The sequence below is a fragment of the Salegentibacter tibetensis genome (assembly GCF_020164485.1).
GTDB classification, from domain to species: domain Bacteria; phylum Bacteroidota; class Bacteroidia; order Flavobacteriales; family Flavobacteriaceae; genus Salegentibacter; species Salegentibacter tibetensis.
In genome coordinates this window covers 125735-144081 of record NZ_JAIQZA010000004.1, presented here as the reverse complement: position 1 = coordinate 144081, position 18347 = coordinate 125735, and the positions used below count along the sequence as shown (strand labels likewise).

Sequence of the window (18347 nt, the reverse complement as noted above, 5' to 3'; positions counted from 1 at the left end):
TTTAATTTATTGTTTAAAATTGGATTGATTATTTTTTTGGTAAAATGACATCTTCCACTACGTGTACCCAGCCATTACTCACTTTTACGGTACCTATAATTTTGGCTCCTCCCACAATAATATCATCTCCTTCTTGACTCACCTCAACATTTTCTCCGGAAGCCATATAAAGGGTGCGCCCTTTTTTTAAATTTTTCTCAAGCATGCTAATTGGATAATTGCTGGGAGCTACGTGATTGGTAAGAATATAAGCCAGCTTAGACTTATTTTCAGGTTTTAAAAGATCTTCAACGGTGCCATCAGGAAGTTTATCGAATGCGGCATTTGTAGGAGCAAAGACCGTAAGCGGCCCAACATTTACCAGGGCATTTTCAACCCCGGCCGCTTCAACGGCAGCAACCAAAGTTGTATGGTCTTCAGAATCCATAGCTAAGCGTAAAGCGTTTGGATTTTCACTATCGTCATCAATAAAGGCCTGGCCCCTATTAGAGCTGGCATCGCTTTCTGCTTCAGCAGTGGCGGAAGGTGTCCCGCCTTTATCATTGGTGTTATCCTTACATCCAATAAGTACAGAAGAACTTATTAGCAGAACAATCGTCATTAGAAAGGGAATTGATCTCATGATTTGTCGGTTTAGTTAGGTTTATTCAATTAAAAAGTTATTGTATATCCGCTAAGAGGCCCATAAGGCAAAATTGAAATAAAGTGTCACGTCGAGCGTAGTTGAGACGTTTTTGTTTGACCCTTCGACTAAAGCTTGTTTTGAGCGAAGTCGAAAAGCTCAGGGTGACAAAAACTGTTTTTAGGTTTCTAAACGGATAAGCATAAAAGTTAATTTAATACGAATTTATAATTGAAATACTTCTGAAAATATGAGCAGCATCAGTTTTGCTTATCATATTGTCTAAAATACTCTACCATCGCCCTGGCCTCATCTTCTTCAAGTCCCTGGTTAGCCATTACTGCCATATTCGACTCTATAAGGAGTCTTTTAGCAATAGGATCTTCTTTGATCATTTGCTCAGGATTAAGAATCATGTTCATGATCCACTCTGGTGAGCGTCTTTCGGTTACTCCAGCTATAGCAGGTCCCACAAATTTCTTATCCATTTTGTGACAGGCAGAACACATATTTTTAAAGATACTGGCTCCATTGGCTGCCATATCTGAGTCAATGCTTTCGGGCAAATCCATAGATTTTATAGGACCAATGCCTTTGTTAGACAGATCGTCCCCGGAATCTCCGGAAGCATCCTTAGCTTCAGTTTTCTTTTCTTTAGTTTGTGAGCTGTAATCATCTAACCGAAGGCTCTCTTTATCTTCTTTTTCAGAATTGCCACAAGCTGCCAAAGAAATTACCAGGGCTAAAGACATTCCTATTTTTACAATTAATTTCATAATGATTGATTTTGATTTCAATAGTAAAATTAAAAGACAAGCCAATCTTATTTTATGACCCCAGTCATAATGGAGGTGATTAATTGAGATGAAACCTATTAATCAACTGATACAATGACATTTATTAAGTAATCGGGGTGAGATTTAAATAATTTGGTATAAATCTTATTTTGAAGGTAGGTATATCTGAAGTTCCCAAAAATCAAGAACCTGGGAGCAAGCCTCGGGGGAATTAAACCCTCAATGAGGGATTAATAAGGTTCTGCGGAATACAATTCAAGTCTTCTTCCGGGACAATATCTTATAAAGAGCATACAAGAGCATTCCGATGCCAATGGTAATCAAAACATCAACCAATTCAGAGAGTTTTGAACTGTAAAGCAAACCTATTGACGACAGAATTCCAGTAATGGCAAACAGATAACCATACGGAAGCTTGAAAAAGATCTTTTTTCGGGGATGTTTTTTACGCAACTTTATCATAGCAGCACACACCATTAAGAAGATAAGCACTTTACTAATTACGCTGATGGATACGGCATAAATGAAGGACCCGGTGAGGGAGGCAATAAGCGTAACAGCTGTAAAAATGAAAAGGGAATAAACCGGAGTTCGGTATTTTGGATGCAGTCTTGCAAATAATTCCGGAAACTGCTTTTCTTCACTTAAGGCAAATGGAAGCCTCGACCCTATCAACATTACGGCGTTTAGTGTACCACCAATAGATATAACGGCTCCTAAGGTGATAAAAATAGCCCCGGGAGATCCCATAAAGATCTGGGCCGCATCGGTAATAGGTGTTTCAGAAGAAGCCAGATCTGGCAAAGTACCTATACTCACAAATTGAATCAGGGCATAGAAAACAGCCACAAAAGCAATTGACAGCATAAGGGCAAAAGGAATGTTTTTTTTGGGATTTTCCATTTCCCCCGTGTTCACCACTACCGCTTCAAAACCGGTAAAAGCAAAAATCAGGATCAAAATGGTAGACATAAAATCTCCCGGTTCTGGCGGTGGCTGATCAGTATCTATGAGGTTAAGATCCATATAAAACAGCCCTACCAGTACGAAAACGAGGAGCGGGACTATCTTTGCTATGGCAAGGGTATTATTGAGAATAGTGGAACTTTTCACCCCCAGATAATTGATCCAGGTAAAGAACAATGTAATACCCGTAATTAGACTGAAGGAATAAACAGGTTCTAAAAATACAGGATTAAAATAACTGATATAGGTAACCATTAAATTGATAAGCGCAGCATAAGTAGCAACCCGTGTAATTAGAATAAGCCAGCCAATCACAAAAGCCGGGATCTTACCGAAAGATGATAAAATATAGAGGTATGGCCCACCTGTTTTTTTAAACCTGCTTGAAACCTCAGCAAACACCAGTACTAATACAAAAACGATGAGGCCACATAAAAAGAGGGCAGGGAGACTGTAAATTCCAGACAACCCGAATATTTTTGATGGCAGCCCGAATATCCCGGCTCCAATGGTGCTGTTAATCATCAATAGCACCAAATCCCATTTTTTTATTCCTCTTTTTAGCTCCAAATAACTTTAATTTTAAAATTTAATCTCCCGTTTTTCCTTTAAAAGGTGTTTAGGTATATTTTTTTGACTTTAAGAATCAAAATCTAGTATCTTTTTAAAACCTCTTCTATCTCCCTTCTGTAAGGCTCAGTACCCAAAAAGTTATTATGTCCATAGCCTTCCAGGGTGATCAAAGTATCTTGTGATTTAAATTCCTGCTGCAACTTAAGGGAGGAGCCGTAATAAATGATTTCGTCCTCATCTCCGTGTAAAACGGCAACCGGTATCTCAGCTTCTTTTAAATAATTACCGGTGCTGAATTTATACCTGATAAGAAATCGGGGGAAGATATTAAAGGGAGGAGTGTTTTTTACCAGGTCGGGCAGAGAATACATGGGTGCCTGCAGGATTAGGAGTCTTGGGTTATTGGCCGCGGCTACTTTAGCTGCCATACCCGAGCCTATGGAGTGACCAAGTACAATAATCTTGTTTTCAGAATAATCCAACTTTAAATGTTCATAAAGGATCTGGATGTCCTGGTGGAGCTGTTCTTCATTTTTTATGTTTCCCTCACTTTTTCCATAGCCTCTATAATCGGGAATAAACAGGTCGTAATCAAGGTTCATAAAAGTTTCAGCTACACTCCCCCAGTCTTCCAGAGAGCCCGCATTGCCGTGCAGATAAAATATCACTCCCTGCGAATTTTCAGCTTTGAAAAGGAGCGCATTTAGTTTCTTCCCGTCCCCCATCTCGATAAACCGTTCCTCAAAATTTTCCCTGAAACTGAATTTAAAATCCTTGCCCAGGACTTGCGGAAGAAAGATCATCTTCTCCTGGAAAACATACAGTAGCAAACAGATTAGAATATAGAATCCTGTTAATACCGAAAGAAAAATAATACCGGTTCTCATAAAGTATTTTACTCTTTAGCTGCAAAAGATAATTCCAATATATCTATTTTATAAAGAAAAAAAGGAGATGTGTGATTTTAGCACAAATTTCTATGTATCCGGGCCTTCACAAAAGACCAAAAACATCAACGGAATTCTTGAAGAATGCGGTGCATATTCAGGTTCTCTCATACTGGACGATCAGGTATAGTTTATCGCTACGGGCTACCAGGATTACAAGAATTTCGCAATTAGAGTCAATATTCTATTGTATAGAAAACTATTAAACAGCAAATCAATCATCGGGATCATCAGCATGTTTTTTCACTTTACGGTTCAAATATCCAAACACCAAATTGATCATAACAACAAAAACGGTGAAATACAATAATGAAAGATAAAGGCCAAATCCGGCAAGACAGCCTGCGGCCGCACTGCACCAGATAGTTGCAGCTGTAGCGAGACCTTTAACCTTATTATTATCCTCCCCGTGTAAAATCACTCCGGCACCCAGAAATCCAACTCCCACAACTATTTGTCCTACAATACGCGTCATATCGGTTCCTCCAGCATCCTTAAACAATAAAGAAATGGTAATGAATGCGCAGGCTCCAAGGGCAACCAACATATTGGTTTTTAGCCCGGCTGGTTTTCCCTTAAACTTTCTTTCCAGGCCCATAAGCAGTCCCGACAACGTAGCAGCACCGCTTTGGAGAAGGAATTGCACGTTATCTATTTCCATAACAAAAAGTTGATTTTTAAAATTACGCTATGCCTTTGGTAAAACAAAATAATTTTAAGAAGTTGATTATCAGGTTAGAAAATATTTATGAAAAAGTTTATCATCTGGTTCGGTGATCTTTTTGGGCTCGGATTCGGTATGCTTATCACTGACCCCAACAAATTAAGCTTGTCCCATTTTAATTCAAATTATATCAAATTAGCAAAGATAAGTAGGAAGTAACAGCCTTCCGGTATGATTAAACCAGGGGTACCGCCAGTAATGGAATTTTAAGATCATCGATAAGATCCTTTTTCTTATTCGAGGTAAACAGCCCATAAACCAAACTTTTCTTTCTATGCCCTGCCACCACTAAATCAATTTGACATTCGTCCACTAATTTCCTTATAGATTTGGTTACAGAGCCTTCAATTAAAAGACCTTCAACCTCCAAATTATGTTCCTCCCCTATTTTATCGGCCCATTTTTTAATAGTTACGGCTTCTTCTTTTCGCTCTTTAGCCCTCTTATCATAAACAAATTGAGGTCCGGCCTCCCTCGCAAGAAAATCATCTGGATCAGCCTCGGTCACATGCATAATCCAGATTTTTGCATTGGTCAACTTTGCTAACTTTACTGTTTGATCAACTAATTGATCTACATCCTTTTGCTGGTCTATTGCGACTAAAATATTTTTCTTAGAAGCATTCTTAGTTAATACTAAAATTAAACATTTTACAATTAATTAGAAATATTTCCAAAGCGTTTTAATTGCCAATAATGGAACATCTACTAATTAATCAGACTAAAACACCATTAAATCAAATTTCAGATAAAAACAAGTGCATCCCTTGTGATCAATACAAAACCTCAATTTGAATACATAAAACCCTTTTAAAAAGTAGAGATAAATAGGAAAACTGTACTATTTTTTTTAATTTTAATAATAATGAATAGTAAAATTTACAGATTCTTAATTCTATTAGCAATTGTAATAGTTTGTTATCTAATTTATCTGGATAAAGATTTCTACTATGCTATTCTCGTTGAAAATCCAATAACAATCTTATTTTTAGCTACTGTATTCTTTTTAATAATAATTATGATTCTGCGGTTTAAAAAAATTTTAACAACAGATAAGGACCGGGAAAAATCTCATAATTAATTCAATTCAAAACTTCTGAGGTTATTCTCTGGCATCAACTTTTTCCGTGGATCTCGTTAGCAGCCCGAACGCCCGATCGCAAAGCACCTTCCATGGTACTGCGCAGTATACTGGTGTGCTCTCCTGCAAAATGAATTCGCCCGTGAGGACCTTGTAAAGCTTTTAGATATTTTTTCACATCACCGGGTGCAGGCCAGCTAACGCCCCCCAGGGCATAAGGATCTTCGCTCCAGGCTTTCACATGTCCTTTCTGGTAATGATCATGCAGACCTGGATGTATTTTATTCATATCCTCAAGGGTTTTATTCAGCAATTCTTTTTCTGACATTTTTCCCATAGCTGTCGCTTTTGGCCCACCTACCATACTTTCAAGGACAGCAGGATTTTCCTCAGGGTTATCCGGGTGCAAATGACCTGTGATCTCCCCTGTTATAAGATCTGACTTTGCACTTCCGGAAACTCCTTTTTTAAGCCAGAATGGCTCTTCCACCTGTAGGTAAACTCTTGTATAATCCAGGTAAGGCAAATTATTTATGGCCTGTTGCTTATCTGCCGGAAGCGGAGGCAGAATTTTAATTTTTTTGCGCATCACCTTTGCCGGGAAGGTACATATAACAGTATCTGCCTTAAAAGTCTGCAATTTTCCGGCTTCTTTACCGGTTACAGATACTTCTTCCGCTGAACTGTTTACCGAGTTCACCTCAACTCCGTAACGGATATTTTCTTTTAGCTTTTCGGCCATTGCCAAAGGAAGTTTATCATTGCCGCCTTTCAGCAGAAATGGTGCTCCCCCCATAAACAATCCAAAATCTGAAACTGCCATGGATACCCCTGAAGTTTTTCCCGGCACTGCAGCAAACCACTGCGTGTTTTGAACCAGTTCAACAGCTCCCCTGCTAGCTCCCATAGAAGTCATATACTGGTCTAGAGAAAGTTCATCCAATTCCATTAATGGTGCTTCATCCCAGGCTTCCGGTTGAGATACTTCTTCGGGCAGGTTCTCTATAATATATTTATTTACTATTCCCCAGGGGCCTAACTCCCGCTCTTCAGCGGTCAGTTCATAAGGCCAGTCCACTGGTTCTCCCGGAGTGACAACAAACCTTTTCCCTTTTAGATGATGAACTACCGGCCTTTCCGGCATTGTCCAGGGCACCTTTTCCAGCCCCAGTTCTTCTATGTACTTAAGTGCTGTGGTATAACTCTCGGAATATGCTGCAGCTCCCTCTTCAGCATACAATCCCTGCGCAAATGGCTCTCTAAGGGTAGAGACACGGCCGCCGGGACGGTCCCGGGCCTCAAGCACTGTTACTTTATGGCCGGCCTTGTCAAGTTCCCAGGCAGCAGCGAGTCCGGCCAGTCCAGCTCCAAGGATAAGGATATTTCGTGGTGCATTGGTCTTCCCGGTGATAAATTCCTGGGCAGAAAGCATACCGGGAAAACAAATTCCTGCCCCCAGGGCTCCGGCTCCAAAGGCAAGTTGCTGTAAAAATTCTTTTCGGGTAGTCTTGTGAAAATCCTGACTTTTCATAATGGTCGTTTTTAATGGTTCTGAATGTTTAAAAAACACAAGCTCAGGTAAGTTCTTTGATGAAGGTTTGGGGGGCGCTGTTCCTGAATTCGGAATTTTCAGCAGTGAAGGCAATTTGCCATTAGAAAAAATCAGACGATAAATAGCTTTTATTCCCCTAAGGTATCCAGTGCCACAATAAATTTAATAAAAAATACCTAAAAAATTGATAATCACAGATTAAAAACACTAAAAGTTATGTGGTATATTTCCTGGGGAAGAATGGAAACGGCACTTCTTACTAAATCCAAAAATCCTGACAAACCATAATCTAAATAGAATTTCACTGTTCAGATCTTAAGCTTGGTTCAAACTTTATAGGTATAGGAATTCCGTTTCAATAACTTTCGTGAAAGTCTACAGAGCAGGTATGATGTCAGGTTGCTATGCAATCTGTCCCTATCGAAACAAACCCTCTATAACATTTAGCAACAATATTAATTGATTCGTTTACTGATGTTTATCATATTTTTCTTGAGTATTCATTTTTATTTTTATTAAACATTACTGTTTAATCTAAAATTCACAACTATGCTACCAAAAAATATGAAGGCTGCGGTGGTTAAACAAGCCCGGCATCATCCGGCAATGCTTCTTTACTCCTATCAATAGCCTGCGGCTCCGAGAACAGTTGAAGTAATACCCGAAGTCTTAAGCACGAAACCCTCTGGCTCCTTAAAACATTGAAATTAATCCCCCTTAGTTATTATATAAACATTTAAAACAAAAATCATGAAAAGAGCGGAAAACAAAGTAGTAATAGTAACCGGAGGTGCCTTAGGTATAGGTCGCGAAACCTGTATTTTGTTGGCAAAAGAAAATGCTAAAGTTGCAGTTACAGATATTCTTGACCAGGAAGGTGAAAAATTAGTGGAAGAAATTAACCAATCCGGCGGAGTTGCGAAATTTTGGCACCTGGATGTGTCTAATGAAAAGGAAGTTGAAAAAGTATATGCTGAAGTGGTCAACGAATTCGGAAAACTGGATTCAACTGTTAATAATGCGGGAATTGCGGGTGTAGATAAACCCACTCATGAATTAACTGAAGAGGAATGGGATGCGGTTATGGATATAAATGTAAAGGGAGTTTTCTTTTGCACCAAACACGCGATCCCTTATATGCAAAAAGCAGGCGGAGGAAGTATAGTAAACCTTTCTTCAATTTATGGGATAATTGGTGCGGGAGATATTCCACATTATCATGCTTCAAAAGGGGCAGTGAGATTAATGTCTAAAAACGATGCCCTAATTTATGCAAAGGATAAAATTAGAGTAAACTCTGTACATCCCGGATTCATTTGGACCCCACTGGTTGAGGAATTCGGGAAAGATGTTCCGAATTTCAGGGAGAACCTGGACAGCCTTCATCCAATAGGACATGTTGGCGAACCTATTGATATTGCCTACGGAATACTTTATCTGGTATCAGAGGAATCTAAATTTGTTACCGGAAGTGAATTGGTTATTGATGGTGGTTACACCTGTAAATAATTTACTTATTAAAACTCATCAATTTGATAGGCTTTATTTCCACCAGTAGTGAGAATAATGGTGTATCGAGAACTCTATATTACAAAAAGTTCTCGATACATTTTTTCCTGTACTCCTTATAATTTCGCTACCTGGCAGGACGGGGAACAAAAGACAAGAACTGCTGCAAAGGCACTGGAGGTAATAAAAAAGGGCTACGCTTACATGGTGCAGAATGAAAGGTGACGCTATTTTTCTTAAGGATAGTGGGATATACTGGGAGTGCCTTTAACAGATGGCTACGATGCCTTTAGCTGGATGAAAGATCAGGAATAGTCAAACGGAAAAATAGGAACAATGGGATGTTCCTCAACCGCTTTATTAGTCAGTTTATATTCAGTCATTCGGGCGCTTATTAGCTTTTGGAGCTTCAAGGTGTTTTTTCGGGTTAAAGTCATGTGCAGCACCGTTATCTACTGGTCTTGAATTGCATTCCTCAATGCAATTGCTTTACTTTCTTCTTCTAAAAGGCTTAATCCTGGGCGTATAACTTCGCTAACATCTTTAAATCGACCTTCCTTCATTCTACTTTGGACGTCCTCCAGGATATAAACAATTCTCTGTTCAACTTAATCCCCCCGCAGCACAAAGACTCACTCATAACTTTGAGCTACCCCGGCCGTGTAGATCACCCGCCACCCAACGTCTAACCTCGTTGAATCTTCGATTTCACTTGATGGTAACTAAGGATGCAATTCCAAGCCCTCACATAACAGGTTTTCCATTAATAAACTAGGCTAGTTCGTTCTCTTTTGAACCTGCCTGCTCAGAAGCTGGGGCTTTTCTTTCCATTCCCGTTTATAGCGGCTAATTCAGAATGAAGGCCCTGTTATAATAATTTCTTTTAAAGTGTCTGAAATTTATTTTTTTTTGATTTATAAATTAATCAATATCTTTCCTCTCTACAAACCCGCTAAATAAAAAAGTAATGGCCCCTTACTTACCCTACGGCATAGGTTTGCGCCTTATAAGATATGTGTGCTGCCTGGTTTTCCTGATCTTCTATTCATTTCAGGTAAATGCCCAAAATAGGGATCGTGATCCTTATCCAGCCGGGCCGCTTAGTGAAGCTGCCAGTCTGCACGAGTATGCAGTTTTTGCCAATGCGGGTGAGGAAGTTTATACTCTTGAGGAAATAAGGGACAATCCGGATAAGCTTGCTTTTAAACCCCTGGATTCTGAAAATGTTAATATTGGATTTACAAAAGAAAATTATTGGGTAAAATTCAGTATCACGAATACTACTTCCCAACACCTCACCTATTATCTTGAGACCGGCAGGCCTATCACAGATGGGGTAGACTTCTACAGCGTTTCAGCTTCAGGCGAAATCCAGTTGCAACAAAGCGGGGATAAAATGGCTTTTGCCGATCGCAGTTTTGATCACCGCAAGACGATTTTTGAACTACACCTACCTTCCGAAGAAACCCTTGATATTTATATTCATTATGAAAATGACGGGGAAGTTTTGAATTTACCTCTTCTGCTGCATAATGCTTCCAGCCTTCTTAAAATCACCTATATCGAGCAACTGGTGTTTGGAATTTTTTACGGAATCTTATTTATCGCTGCAATTATTTACCTGTTTTTCTTTTTTGCGCTGGGAGAAAAGAGTTTCGTGTATTATAGTATGTACGTAGTTACCGTAGGCTTGTTGCAATTCTCCCTGGATGGCTACTTTTTCCAATATTTTGGACCCGGGGGCGGTTGGCTTTCCAATCATGCCGTGGTGTTGTTTGCTATAATTTCCGGCGGATTTCTGGGCAGATATTCTGAAGTGTATTTAAACATACGCCAAAGCAACAGTATCATGCCCATTATCTTTAAAGCGATTTATATTGGCCTTGGGCTCCTGCTACTTGCAGTACTGTTTATACCGGGCTTGCTGGAATATTCATATCCTTCTGTAAACCTATTGGGCTTGGGAGTACTTGTGGCTATAGTGGTTTCGGTTGTTATCCTGGTCTCCAAAAAAATAACAGTAGACAAATTTTTCATTACGGGTATCTTTTTCCTCATCATGGGGTTTGTGATCTTTATTCTAAACAATCTTAGTGTTCTTCCCAATACCTTCCTAACCCAGAACAGTGCAAAACTTGGAACCGGTCTGGAAATTATCTTCCTGTCCCTCTCCATGGCAAACAGAATCAAAAAACTTAAATCTGAAAAAGAACAACTGCAAAACCTGGCGCTAATTCGGCTTAAGGAAATGAATGAGCTAAAATCTTATTTTTTATCCAATTTAAGCCACGAACTGCGCACCCCGCTTAATGCTATTATGGGACTTGCAGATACTATGGCAAATGAAGCTAAGGAAGAGAAAACAAGAAACACTTCAAATGTGATCAAGGCTTCCTCGGTACGTCTACTGAACCTTATTAATGACATCCTGGATTTTTCAAAAATAGAGAAAGGGGAACTGAAACTTGAGAACGAGGTATTTGATCTTATGGAGATCATGGAACAACTACGATTAAGCTATAAGAACCAGGCTGAAGAAAAAGGGCTCACTTTTGAATTTCACGCGCAAAACAATATAACCGGGCCTGTAATTGGTGATGCAAACCGCCTGGCACAAATTGTAAACAACCTCCTGGACAATGCCGTGAAATTCACTCCGGAAGGCAGTATACGCTTAGAGTTTGAGACCCGTGAAGGAGCCGGAAACACCCTGGAGCTTAGCCTGAAGATAACCGATACCGGAATTGGAATAGCTACAGAAAAAATGGAGACCATATTTGAATCGCTTACCCAGGACAGCATCAATAATAAGCGTAAATATGGAGGCCTTGGTCTTGGGCTTTATATCATAAAGGTATTGGTAGATATGCATAAGGGCAGGATCCATATGGAAAGCAACTTTGGTACCGGTACTACCTGTATCCTTAGCCTTTCTTATCCCCTGGCTCCAAAACCGGCTGCCCCGTCAAAACAGTTTCCCGTTGATAGCTATGATCTGCAGGACAGCCATATCCTGGTGGTAGAAGACGACTCTATTAATCGCATGGTACTGAAAACGATACTTACGAAATGGGAAGGCACCAGGGTATGTTTTGCCAATAACGGGGCTGAAGGGCTTGAGAAATTACATGAACAGCAGATTGATCTAATTTTAATGGACCTGCAAATGCCCGTTATGGATGGCTATGAGGCCTGTATTGCCATACGAAAGGGAGAAGCCGGTATGGATAATAAGAATATCCCCATAATCGCCGTAACGGCAGATGTCATGGAAAGCACTAAACAGCGGGTGAAAGACATTGGAATGAACGATTACCTTGCTAAACCGGTGAACAAGGACAAGCTTTATATGAAGATCACAGCATTGCTTGAAGAGGTTTCAAGACCGGTTAATTAGGAAGTTATAACCTTTTCCATTTCACACAATTGGCGACTGGTCCTTAGCTTCCGAAAACCTTATACCCGGCTTTTTAAGTCACCCGCGTTTGTGCGTTCATTGCAGTTACAAAAGGGGTGAAAATAAGTAACTTTTTTCATATGTAGATATTTATTATTTTTCAATGGTCATATGTAATTCGCATATCTTCATCGGTGTTTGTATCGCCTTTTCGTTATGCTCATTTCATAAGTTTTAAGCCTTTTAGCAGCTATTTTCTGGCAGCAGGAATATCTGCAGATTTTATATTTACTGCTTATTTAAAAGATAAGGCAGCATCCCTGTAAGCTCTCACTTCTTTGTGGTCCTGGGATCGCTTTTCCTGTCGTTAAGGTATTCAACCATAACCTCTTGCAGGTCAGTAGGATCAAAAGGTTTTGAAACATACGCACTTATACCTGCTCTTTTCATTTTAAGGTTAACGTCCCCACGCCCGGAAGCGGAAAGTGCAATAATTACCGGAGGAGGTTCCTGGCATATTTTCCATATCTCAATGGAAGCTTCGTAACCGTCCATTTTAGGCATATGAAGATCCATTAGAATAATATCATACTTACTTTCCTTTACCTCCTGTATTGCTGCTTCCCCCGATGCAACTGTTTCATGGGCAAGGCCCCAGCCCTTCAGGTATTTGGAAGCGATAAGCAAGTTTACGGAATTATCGTCCACTACAAGCACCCTGGCGCCAGAGTTAGCCAAAAACTCTTTAAGTCGGGGTGTTTTTCTTCCCTTGGGGGATGTTTCTGTAGAAAATTTAAACTTTAAGGCAAAGCTGAATTCTGATCCCTTTCCCTCCTCGCTGGAAACATGTAATTGACTGCCGTGCATTTGAAGCAGCTTCTGGCTTATGGTAAGGCCCAGGCCGGTACCGCCAAACTCCTGGTTCACATCATAACTGGCCTGTGAAAACTCCTGAAAAATGATATTCAGTTTATCCTTAGGAATACCAATACCGGTATCACAAACAGTAAATTGGAGTTCTACAGCTTCATCGTTACTTTTCAGTTCTTTAATTTTTAACCTTATATAACCCTCCTTGGTAAACTTTAAAGCATTGCCCAGTAAGTTAGTCAGGATTTGATTAAGTTTAACGGGGTCTCCCAGTAAATGTTCCGGCAGATCCTTTGGAAAATCCTTTTTCAGTTCTATATTTTTTTTCCGAGCACGCATTTTAAAGGAATGAAACAGTACTTCCAGAAGTTCTTTTAAGCTGAAGTTTCTTTCTTCCAGTTTCACCATGTCTGCCTCCAGCTTACTTAGATCCAGAAGATTATTAACCAGCTCCAGCAGATTGTCAGAAGACAGCTGAAGAATCTTTGCATATTCTTTTTGAACGTCATCAAGGGATGTTTTTTGGATAAGATTTCCAATCCCAACTATAGCGTTAAGCGGGGTACGTATCTCGTGGCTTATAGTAGAAAGGAATTCGGCTTTTGCCTTCGATGCCTCTTCGGCTTTCCTCTTGCCTTCTAAAAGAACCTTTTCATACTTTTTCCTATCGGTAATATCTAAAACAGATGCTCTGTAGATCGTAGAGTTGCCCTGGGTGGAAGAAATCTGGTTGACATTAATTAGCGCAGGAAAATAACTACCATCCTTTCTTAGTAGATCAACATTCATTTCTTTTACAAACCCCTGCATTTTTATCAGGGGAAAAAAGTGAGTTTCAAAGTAGATTTTCCCACCAATCCTCAACAGATCCTGGATCTTTTTCACCTTTGCAACTTCTTCTTTTTCTTTATAATTCAACAAGTTTAGCAAAGTCTTGTTTATCCTGAAAATAGTGCCATCTGCCAAAAAAGAGAAATAGCCACACGGAGAATTTTCATACAGATTTTCGGCAGACTCTTCCGGAATGTTGTGAAGAAAATCTTTATCCATTCCTATGCATTTGTAGGCTGGTTCAGGAATTCGAGAATTACTGCTATGGTTTCTTCCGGAGCACTTAAGTTGGGACAATGCCCGGTAGCATTTAAGATCTTAAACTGGCTGTTGGTTATATTTTTGTGTACATATTCACCTACTTCTTTCGGGGCAATTACGTCTTCTGAACTTTGCATCACAAGAGTAGGCACTTTCACAAACTGCAAATCCTGGCGATTGTCAGACAGGAACGTGACCCGGGCGAAATGTTTAGCTATTGCCGGGTTTGTACTGCAAAAGCTATTTGTAAGCTCTTCTCCCAGTTCTGAACTTTCTCTATTGCCCATTATCACAGGAGCCATTTGAGCAGCCCAGCCCAGATAGTTGCTGTCCAGCGCCTCCATTAGTTCTTCAATATCTTCACTATTAAAGCCGCCATAGTAGTCGTCGTCATTTATATAACGTGGAGAAGGACCTATAAGAATAAGTTTCGAAAACCTGCCTGGTTCCTTTACTGCCGCAAGAACAGCTATCATAGAACTAACCGAATGAGCAACGAAGATCACATCCTGCAGGTTTAGTTCTTCACATATTTCCAGAATATCTTCTGTATATCCTTCCAGAGTATCATATTTTTCAAATGAATACTGTCTTTCATCAGAATTGCCGGCACCCGTATGGTCGAATAATATAATCTGGTAGTTTTCTTCAAAAGCGGGGTATATATACCTCCACATATTATGGTCACAGCCATAACCATGAGCAAAAAGCATAGGTTGTGTCCCATTGCCAAATACTTTTACATTATTCCTTTTTAGCGCCGGAGTCTCCTTTATTTCCATGGTAATTAGGGCTATATCAAAAACGATAAACATAGGGATTATTATGCAGAAATAAAAAGGAAGGGAAAACTTTTGCAACATTAGTTTCCGGAGTGAAAGAGGGCCAAGGTTTAATCTGAAATTCTAATCTAAATTCAAGTTTCTATAGAAAAAAATGTCTTGCGTGATAACTCTTAATTCTTATTTCTTTTTTACAAACCCTGAAACCTGAACTTTGAATTTTGAAAACAGAGTTAAAAATTAAGTACGCCTTTTTAGTAAGTTATTTGTTTTACTGAGAATACTTAAGCCAAAGCACTTTCCAGTCCGCTGTCGCTGGCCAGGGTCAAACCACACACATCAGGTTATTTTACACTTTCGAAATTACTATTAAAAAATTGCAACTATATTTTAGTTACAAAAACATTTGGTATCTTTGTTTATGTCTAAAATTGAAAAACTTGTTGAAAAATTTTTGACTATCCCCAAGGATTTGACCTGGGAAGAGTTTTCTAAAGTACTTAATCATTATGGATATTTTGAACTTAAGAATAAAGGAAAGACAGGAGGCTCCAGAAGAAAATTCATAAATGAAAAAAAAGACCGGGATGTTATAATAGCTCATAAACCACATCCTCAGAATATCGTTAAGAGATATATTATTGAACAAGTAATTGAAAAACTGGATTTGTAATGAAAAACTACTTAGAGTATAAACAATACATAGGTACTGTTGAGTTTAGTGCTGACGATAAAGTTTTCTTTGGAAAAATCCAGGGAATAAATGATCTAATTCTTTTTGAAGGAGAATCAGTTTCTGAATTAGAAAATAATTTTCAGGAATCTGTAGATGATTATTTACAAACCTGTAAGGAGATAAAAAAGGAGCCTAATAAGACTTTTAAGGGGAATTTTAATGTAAGGGTAAATAAAAAAACACATAAAAAATTATTTATGCTGGCCGCCAAAAAGGGATTAAACCTCAATCAGTTGATTAATAAAGCCCTGGACTTCACCGTTGATAATGAGGAAACAGTTTTAAAGTAATATTTTTTTAAGATTAAATCTGGAAGTAGCTTATCCATATAGCCTAGATTGAAAACCTAAGGATAAAATTTATTCCTTTAATAATTTTTTCATTTCATCCCGCGAGTACGTATGGTCACTCATTTTTCGCCCTTTTCCTATATGAATGGGTATCGTATTCGTTCTGTTTGCCAATTCCTTCACAGGCATCTCTTAGTTTCCATAGCATATTTGAATCCAGTTCAAAATGAAACTTACCTGGTTTGGAAATTCCTCTTTTCATTTTTTGCGTGTATTCCTCTCACTGCGTTAGTCGGATACAAGTAAAACGAAACAAAACCCGACTAAACGGACGCGCAGGAAGGGCGCCCTATGTGGAGGTGTTTTTTTGGTAACTGCCTTCCTCTCCCTTTTGGTCGTCGGAGGCATAAAAAATCGCAAATCAGCAGCTAAATTTTTTCCAGGGCCCTACGACTCCGCTCAGGACAAGCTTTCAAAAATTTTTAACGCTGCTGATTTTCCTACACTCACACACGGAGTTTAGAACTCGCTATGCTCGACCAAAAGCAAAATGCAACCATTTTTATTATTTATTAGAGAGTTAAAGAGTAGGTATAAAATATTTAGCAGAAAATTTAAATGGCCTATCGAAAATTGATCGTAAAATTTGAAGTGAGATGTCGTTTAAATTTTCTGCTGCCTGCCCGTACGGTCAGGCGGGTTTGAGCGACACGTCTTTGTCTCATTACTCATATTTTGCTCGCGAGTTCAGAAAATTTAAACATCGAACGAAAAATTTAGATTCATTTTCGTAAGCCTAGTCCCGAAGCCTCGGCATTGGTTCTATTTCATCAATGGAAAAAGAACAGAATACCAATATATTTGAGCCTCCATAATAAATTCAGTAATATCATATTTATCTGTCATTTCCCTACGCTAGGTAATTTTTTTATCACGGGTCTCAGGATGACGTACAAAAGTTGAGAGTGCTTTACAACGAATAAAACGTTTTCATGTTAGTTCTAAACTCCCCTTTGGGGGCTTGGGGCTTCACCACTCCAGCCAAATCGAATTATTTTTCTCTAACCGTAGGCCGGTTCCTAATTCCTTTCCTTCCCTATCCAGGGTTTTTTGAAGCCATTCAGCATCGTTCCTGCTGGCGTGATTAAGTCGGAGCTTCTTTATTTTCATCGGGATCATCTTCAGGGATAGCAATTTTCCGGATTCTATGTCAACCTCCGGAAAATACATCAACGTTAATTCTCCCCGATATTCTTCATTACCGCTTATGCCTTCATAGTCATTAATAAAATCCCCGGCTCCGTAGATAATTAGTTTCTCCTTATAAACCTCCAGCCCCATAGGATGATGAGAAGAATGTCCGTAAATAAGATCTACTCCGGCTTCATCTATCAGGCGGTGAGCGAAATCCCTGTGCTTTGAAGGTACATCATAACCCCAGTTTCCACCCCAGTGTATTGAAAACACCACAACATCTCCGGCCTTTTTCAAACCTTGAATTCTCTTTGTGATGTTTTCCAATTCTGTTTCATTTAATTGGTGCAAAAGATTCACGCCGGGAACTTCTTCTGCGGCTTCCCAAACCGGTGGGATCCCACTATTGTGATATCCGTAAGACAGCACTAGGAGTCGACCCCTATCGTATTCAAGAATTGAAGGGCTTTTTGCTTCTATTTCATTCCTTCCGGCACCTGAATAGGCGATCCCTGCTTTTTCCAAAGTTTCTATGGTTTCTATAAGGCCCTGGTGTCCCCAATCCATAACGTGGTTGTTGGCGAGGCTGATGTGGCCAACCCCTGCAGCTGTCAGCACCTTCACATTCTCAGGATGCATACGGTAATGTATCCCTTTCCGGGGCCAGGCTTCTTGGTTAGTGGTAATGCTTGTTTCCAGGTTAATGAGCAGAAACCTGGGGGATTCCTGCTTCCAGACTTTAAGGGCATCGCCCCAGATATAGTCATAATTTAATGGCGTATCGATCTTTCCGCTTTCTCTTTCGGCCAGTTTCAGATAATCCCGTGCATCTTTGATATAGGATTCATAAAGCACAGGATTTACCGAATTGGGCAGGGCCTGGTCCACGCCGCGTCCGGTCATCACATCTCCGCAAAGAAATAATTTCAAGGTGTTTTCTGAAGTTTCCTTTAGATCCATAGTATGTTTGCTTTGGGAATTACAGGAAAATCCGAAAACGGAAACCAGTATCCCGAAGATTAGAATTTTTAGCTGTTGCTTCATATTGAAGTTTTTGTTGCTAATTATAAGTTAAACAACAAGGAAAAAAACAGCAAGGCCGAATGTGTTAAATAATGCGAATGTTTAGCGAAGCTTTGAAATTAGCTGTTGCTTTTTACGATCCTCGCTTTGCTCCTGAATGCTCTAAATTTTTCTTCACCCTCTTAATAAAAA

The 18347-nt window shown here is 39.4% G+C and carries 16 protein-coding genes; 4 read left to right on the top strand and 12 right to left on the bottom strand.

Translation table 11 applies throughout. The features are described from left to right. Positions 1-28: 28 nt before the first annotated feature. From LB467_RS03410 to LB467_RS03380, 7 genes are all read right to left on the bottom strand, one after another. Positions 29-622: a fasciclin domain-containing protein gene (locus tag LB467_RS03410; RefSeq protein ID WP_224472615.1), complete on the bottom strand. Its 594-nt coding sequence runs from the start codon at positions 620-622 to the stop codon at positions 29-31. Between the two features lie 260 nt (positions 623-882). Further along, positions 883-1398 carry a c-type cytochrome gene (locus LB467_RS03405; protein ID WP_224472614.1) on the bottom strand — a complete coding sequence of 172 codons (516 nt, stop codon included), beginning with the start codon at positions 1396-1398 and terminating at the stop codon, positions 883-885. Between the two features lie 276 nt (positions 1399-1674). Next, a complete protein-coding gene (locus LB467_RS03400; protein WP_224472613.1) occupies positions 1675-2955 on the bottom strand; it encodes an APC family permease in 1281 nt (426 codons plus the stop codon). Between the two features lie 83 nt (positions 2956-3038). Then, complete coding sequence (locus LB467_RS03395; protein ID WP_224472612.1) at positions 3039-3845, bottom strand: alpha/beta hydrolase; 807 nt, start codon at positions 3843-3845, stop codon at positions 3039-3041. A gap of 274 nt (positions 3846-4119) precedes the next feature. Continuing rightward, a complete protein-coding gene (locus tag LB467_RS03390) occupies positions 4120-4566 on the bottom strand; it encodes an MgtC/SapB family protein (RefSeq protein ID WP_224472611.1) in 447 nt (148 codons plus the stop codon). A gap of 238 nt (positions 4567-4804) precedes the next feature. Further along, on the bottom strand, positions 4805-5236 hold the full coding sequence (locus LB467_RS03385) for a universal stress protein (protein WP_224472648.1): 432 nt from the start codon (positions 5234-5236) through the stop codon (positions 4805-4807). Positions 5237-5744: 508 nt separating this feature from the next. Beyond that, complete coding sequence (locus LB467_RS03380) at positions 5745-7241, bottom strand: flavin monoamine oxidase family protein (RefSeq protein ID WP_224472610.1); 1497 nt, start codon at positions 7239-7241, stop codon at positions 5745-5747. Positions 7242-8012: 771 nt separating this feature from the next. On the opposite strand from LB467_RS03380, the gene LB467_RS03375 reads away from it, so the two are divergent. Continuing rightward, positions 8013-8771, top strand: a complete 759-nt coding sequence (locus tag LB467_RS03375; protein WP_224472609.1) for an SDR family NAD(P)-dependent oxidoreductase — start codon at positions 8013-8015, stop codon at positions 8769-8771. A gap of 452 nt (positions 8772-9223) precedes the next feature. On the opposite strand, the gene LB467_RS19420 is transcribed toward LB467_RS03375, so the two are convergent. Continuing rightward, positions 9224-9334: a type II toxin-antitoxin system ParD family antitoxin gene (locus LB467_RS19420; protein ID WP_394371757.1), complete on the bottom strand. Its 111-nt coding sequence runs from the start codon at positions 9332-9334 to the stop codon at positions 9224-9226. A 404-nt stretch (positions 9335-9738) separates the two neighbouring features. Between LB467_RS19420 and LB467_RS03365 the strand changes: the two genes are divergently transcribed. Continuing rightward, complete coding sequence (locus tag LB467_RS03365) at positions 9739-12168, top strand: hybrid sensor histidine kinase/response regulator (protein ID WP_224472608.1); 2430 nt, start codon at positions 9739-9741, stop codon at positions 12166-12168. A gap of 330 nt (positions 12169-12498) precedes the next feature. On the opposite strand, the gene LB467_RS03360 is transcribed toward LB467_RS03365, so the two are convergent. Then, complete coding sequence (locus tag LB467_RS03360) at positions 12499-14088, bottom strand: PAS domain-containing hybrid sensor histidine kinase/response regulator (RefSeq protein WP_224472607.1); 1590 nt, start codon at positions 14086-14088, stop codon at positions 12499-12501. A gap of 2 nt (positions 14089-14090) precedes the next feature. Then, positions 14091-14945, bottom strand: a complete 855-nt coding sequence (locus tag LB467_RS03355; protein WP_224472606.1) for an alpha/beta fold hydrolase — start codon at positions 14943-14945, stop codon at positions 14091-14093. A gap of 388 nt (positions 14946-15333) precedes the next feature. Here LB467_RS03355 and LB467_RS03350 point away from each other — a divergent pair, with 388 nt between their 5' ends. After that, entirely contained in the window at positions 15334-15585 is a 252-nt protein-coding gene (locus LB467_RS03350) for a type II toxin-antitoxin system HicA family toxin (protein WP_224472605.1), read from the top strand. Then, positions 15585-15938 carry a type II toxin-antitoxin system HicB family antitoxin gene (locus LB467_RS03345; protein ID WP_224472604.1) on the top strand — a complete coding sequence of 118 codons (354 nt, stop codon included), beginning with the start codon at positions 15585-15587 and terminating at the stop codon, positions 15936-15938. Before LB467_RS03350 ends, LB467_RS03345 begins: the two co-directional genes overlap by 1 nt. Before the next feature lie 115 nt (positions 15939-16053). On the opposite strand, the gene LB467_RS03340 is transcribed toward LB467_RS03345, so the two are convergent. Both LB467_RS03340 and LB467_RS03335 read right to left on the bottom strand, forming a co-directional pair. Further along, entirely contained in the window at positions 16054-16200 is a 147-nt protein-coding gene (locus LB467_RS03340) for a hypothetical protein (RefSeq protein ID WP_224472603.1), read from the bottom strand. Between the two features lie 767 nt (positions 16201-16967). Next, entirely contained in the window at positions 16968-18176 is a 1209-nt protein-coding gene (locus LB467_RS03335; protein ID WP_224472602.1) for a CapA family protein, read from the bottom strand. Between the last annotated feature and the right edge of the window lie 171 nt (positions 18177-18347).

Bases quoted from the DNA above. Each gene is read 5' to 3' on its own strand.
- LB467_RS03410 (WP_224472615.1), bottom strand. From the start codon at position 622: ATGAGATCAATTCCCTTTCTAATGACGATTGTTCTGCTAATAAGTTCT.
- LB467_RS03405 (WP_224472614.1), bottom strand. From the start codon at position 1,398: ATGAAATTAATTGTAAAAATAGGAATGTCTTTAGCCCTGGTAATTTCT.
- LB467_RS03395 (WP_224472612.1), bottom strand. From the start codon at position 3,845: ATGAGAACCGGTATTATTTTTCTTTCGGTATTAACAGGATTCTATATT.
- LB467_RS03390 (WP_224472611.1), bottom strand. From the start codon at position 4,566: ATGGAAATAGATAACGTGCAATTCCTTCTCCAAAGCGGTGCTGCTACG.
- LB467_RS03380 (WP_224472610.1), bottom strand. From the start codon at position 7,241: ATGAAAAGTCAGGATTTTCACAAGACTACCCGAAAAGAATTTTTACAG.
- LB467_RS03375 (WP_224472609.1), top strand. From the start codon at position 8,013: ATGAAAAGAGCGGAAAACAAAGTAGTAATAGTAACCGGAGGTGCCTTA.
- LB467_RS19420 (WP_394371757.1), bottom strand. From the start codon at position 9,334: ATGAAGGAAGGTCGATTTAAAGATGTTAGCGAAGTTATACGCCCAGGA.
- LB467_RS03365 (WP_224472608.1), top strand. From the start codon at position 9,739: ATGGCCCCTTACTTACCCTACGGCATAGGTTTGCGCCTTATAAGATAT.
- LB467_RS03360 (WP_224472607.1), bottom strand. From the start codon at position 14,088: ATGGATAAAGATTTTCTTCACAACATTCCGGAAGAGTCTGCCGAAAAT.
- LB467_RS03355 (WP_224472606.1), bottom strand. From the start codon at position 14,945: ATGTTTATCGTTTTTGATATAGCCCTAATTACCATGGAAATAAAGGAG.
- LB467_RS03350 (WP_224472605.1), top strand. From the start codon at position 15,334: ATGTCTAAAATTGAAAAACTTGTTGAAAAATTTTTGACTATCCCCAAG.
- LB467_RS03345 (WP_224472604.1), top strand. From the start codon at position 15,585: ATGAAAAACTACTTAGAGTATAAACAATACATAGGTACTGTTGAGTTT.
- LB467_RS03340 (WP_224472603.1), bottom strand. From the start codon at position 16,200: ATGAAAAGAGGAATTTCCAAACCAGGTAAGTTTCATTTTGAACTGGAT.
- LB467_RS03335 (WP_224472602.1), bottom strand. From the start codon at position 18,176: ATGAAGCAACAGCTAAAAATTCTAATCTTCGGGATACTGGTTTCCGTT.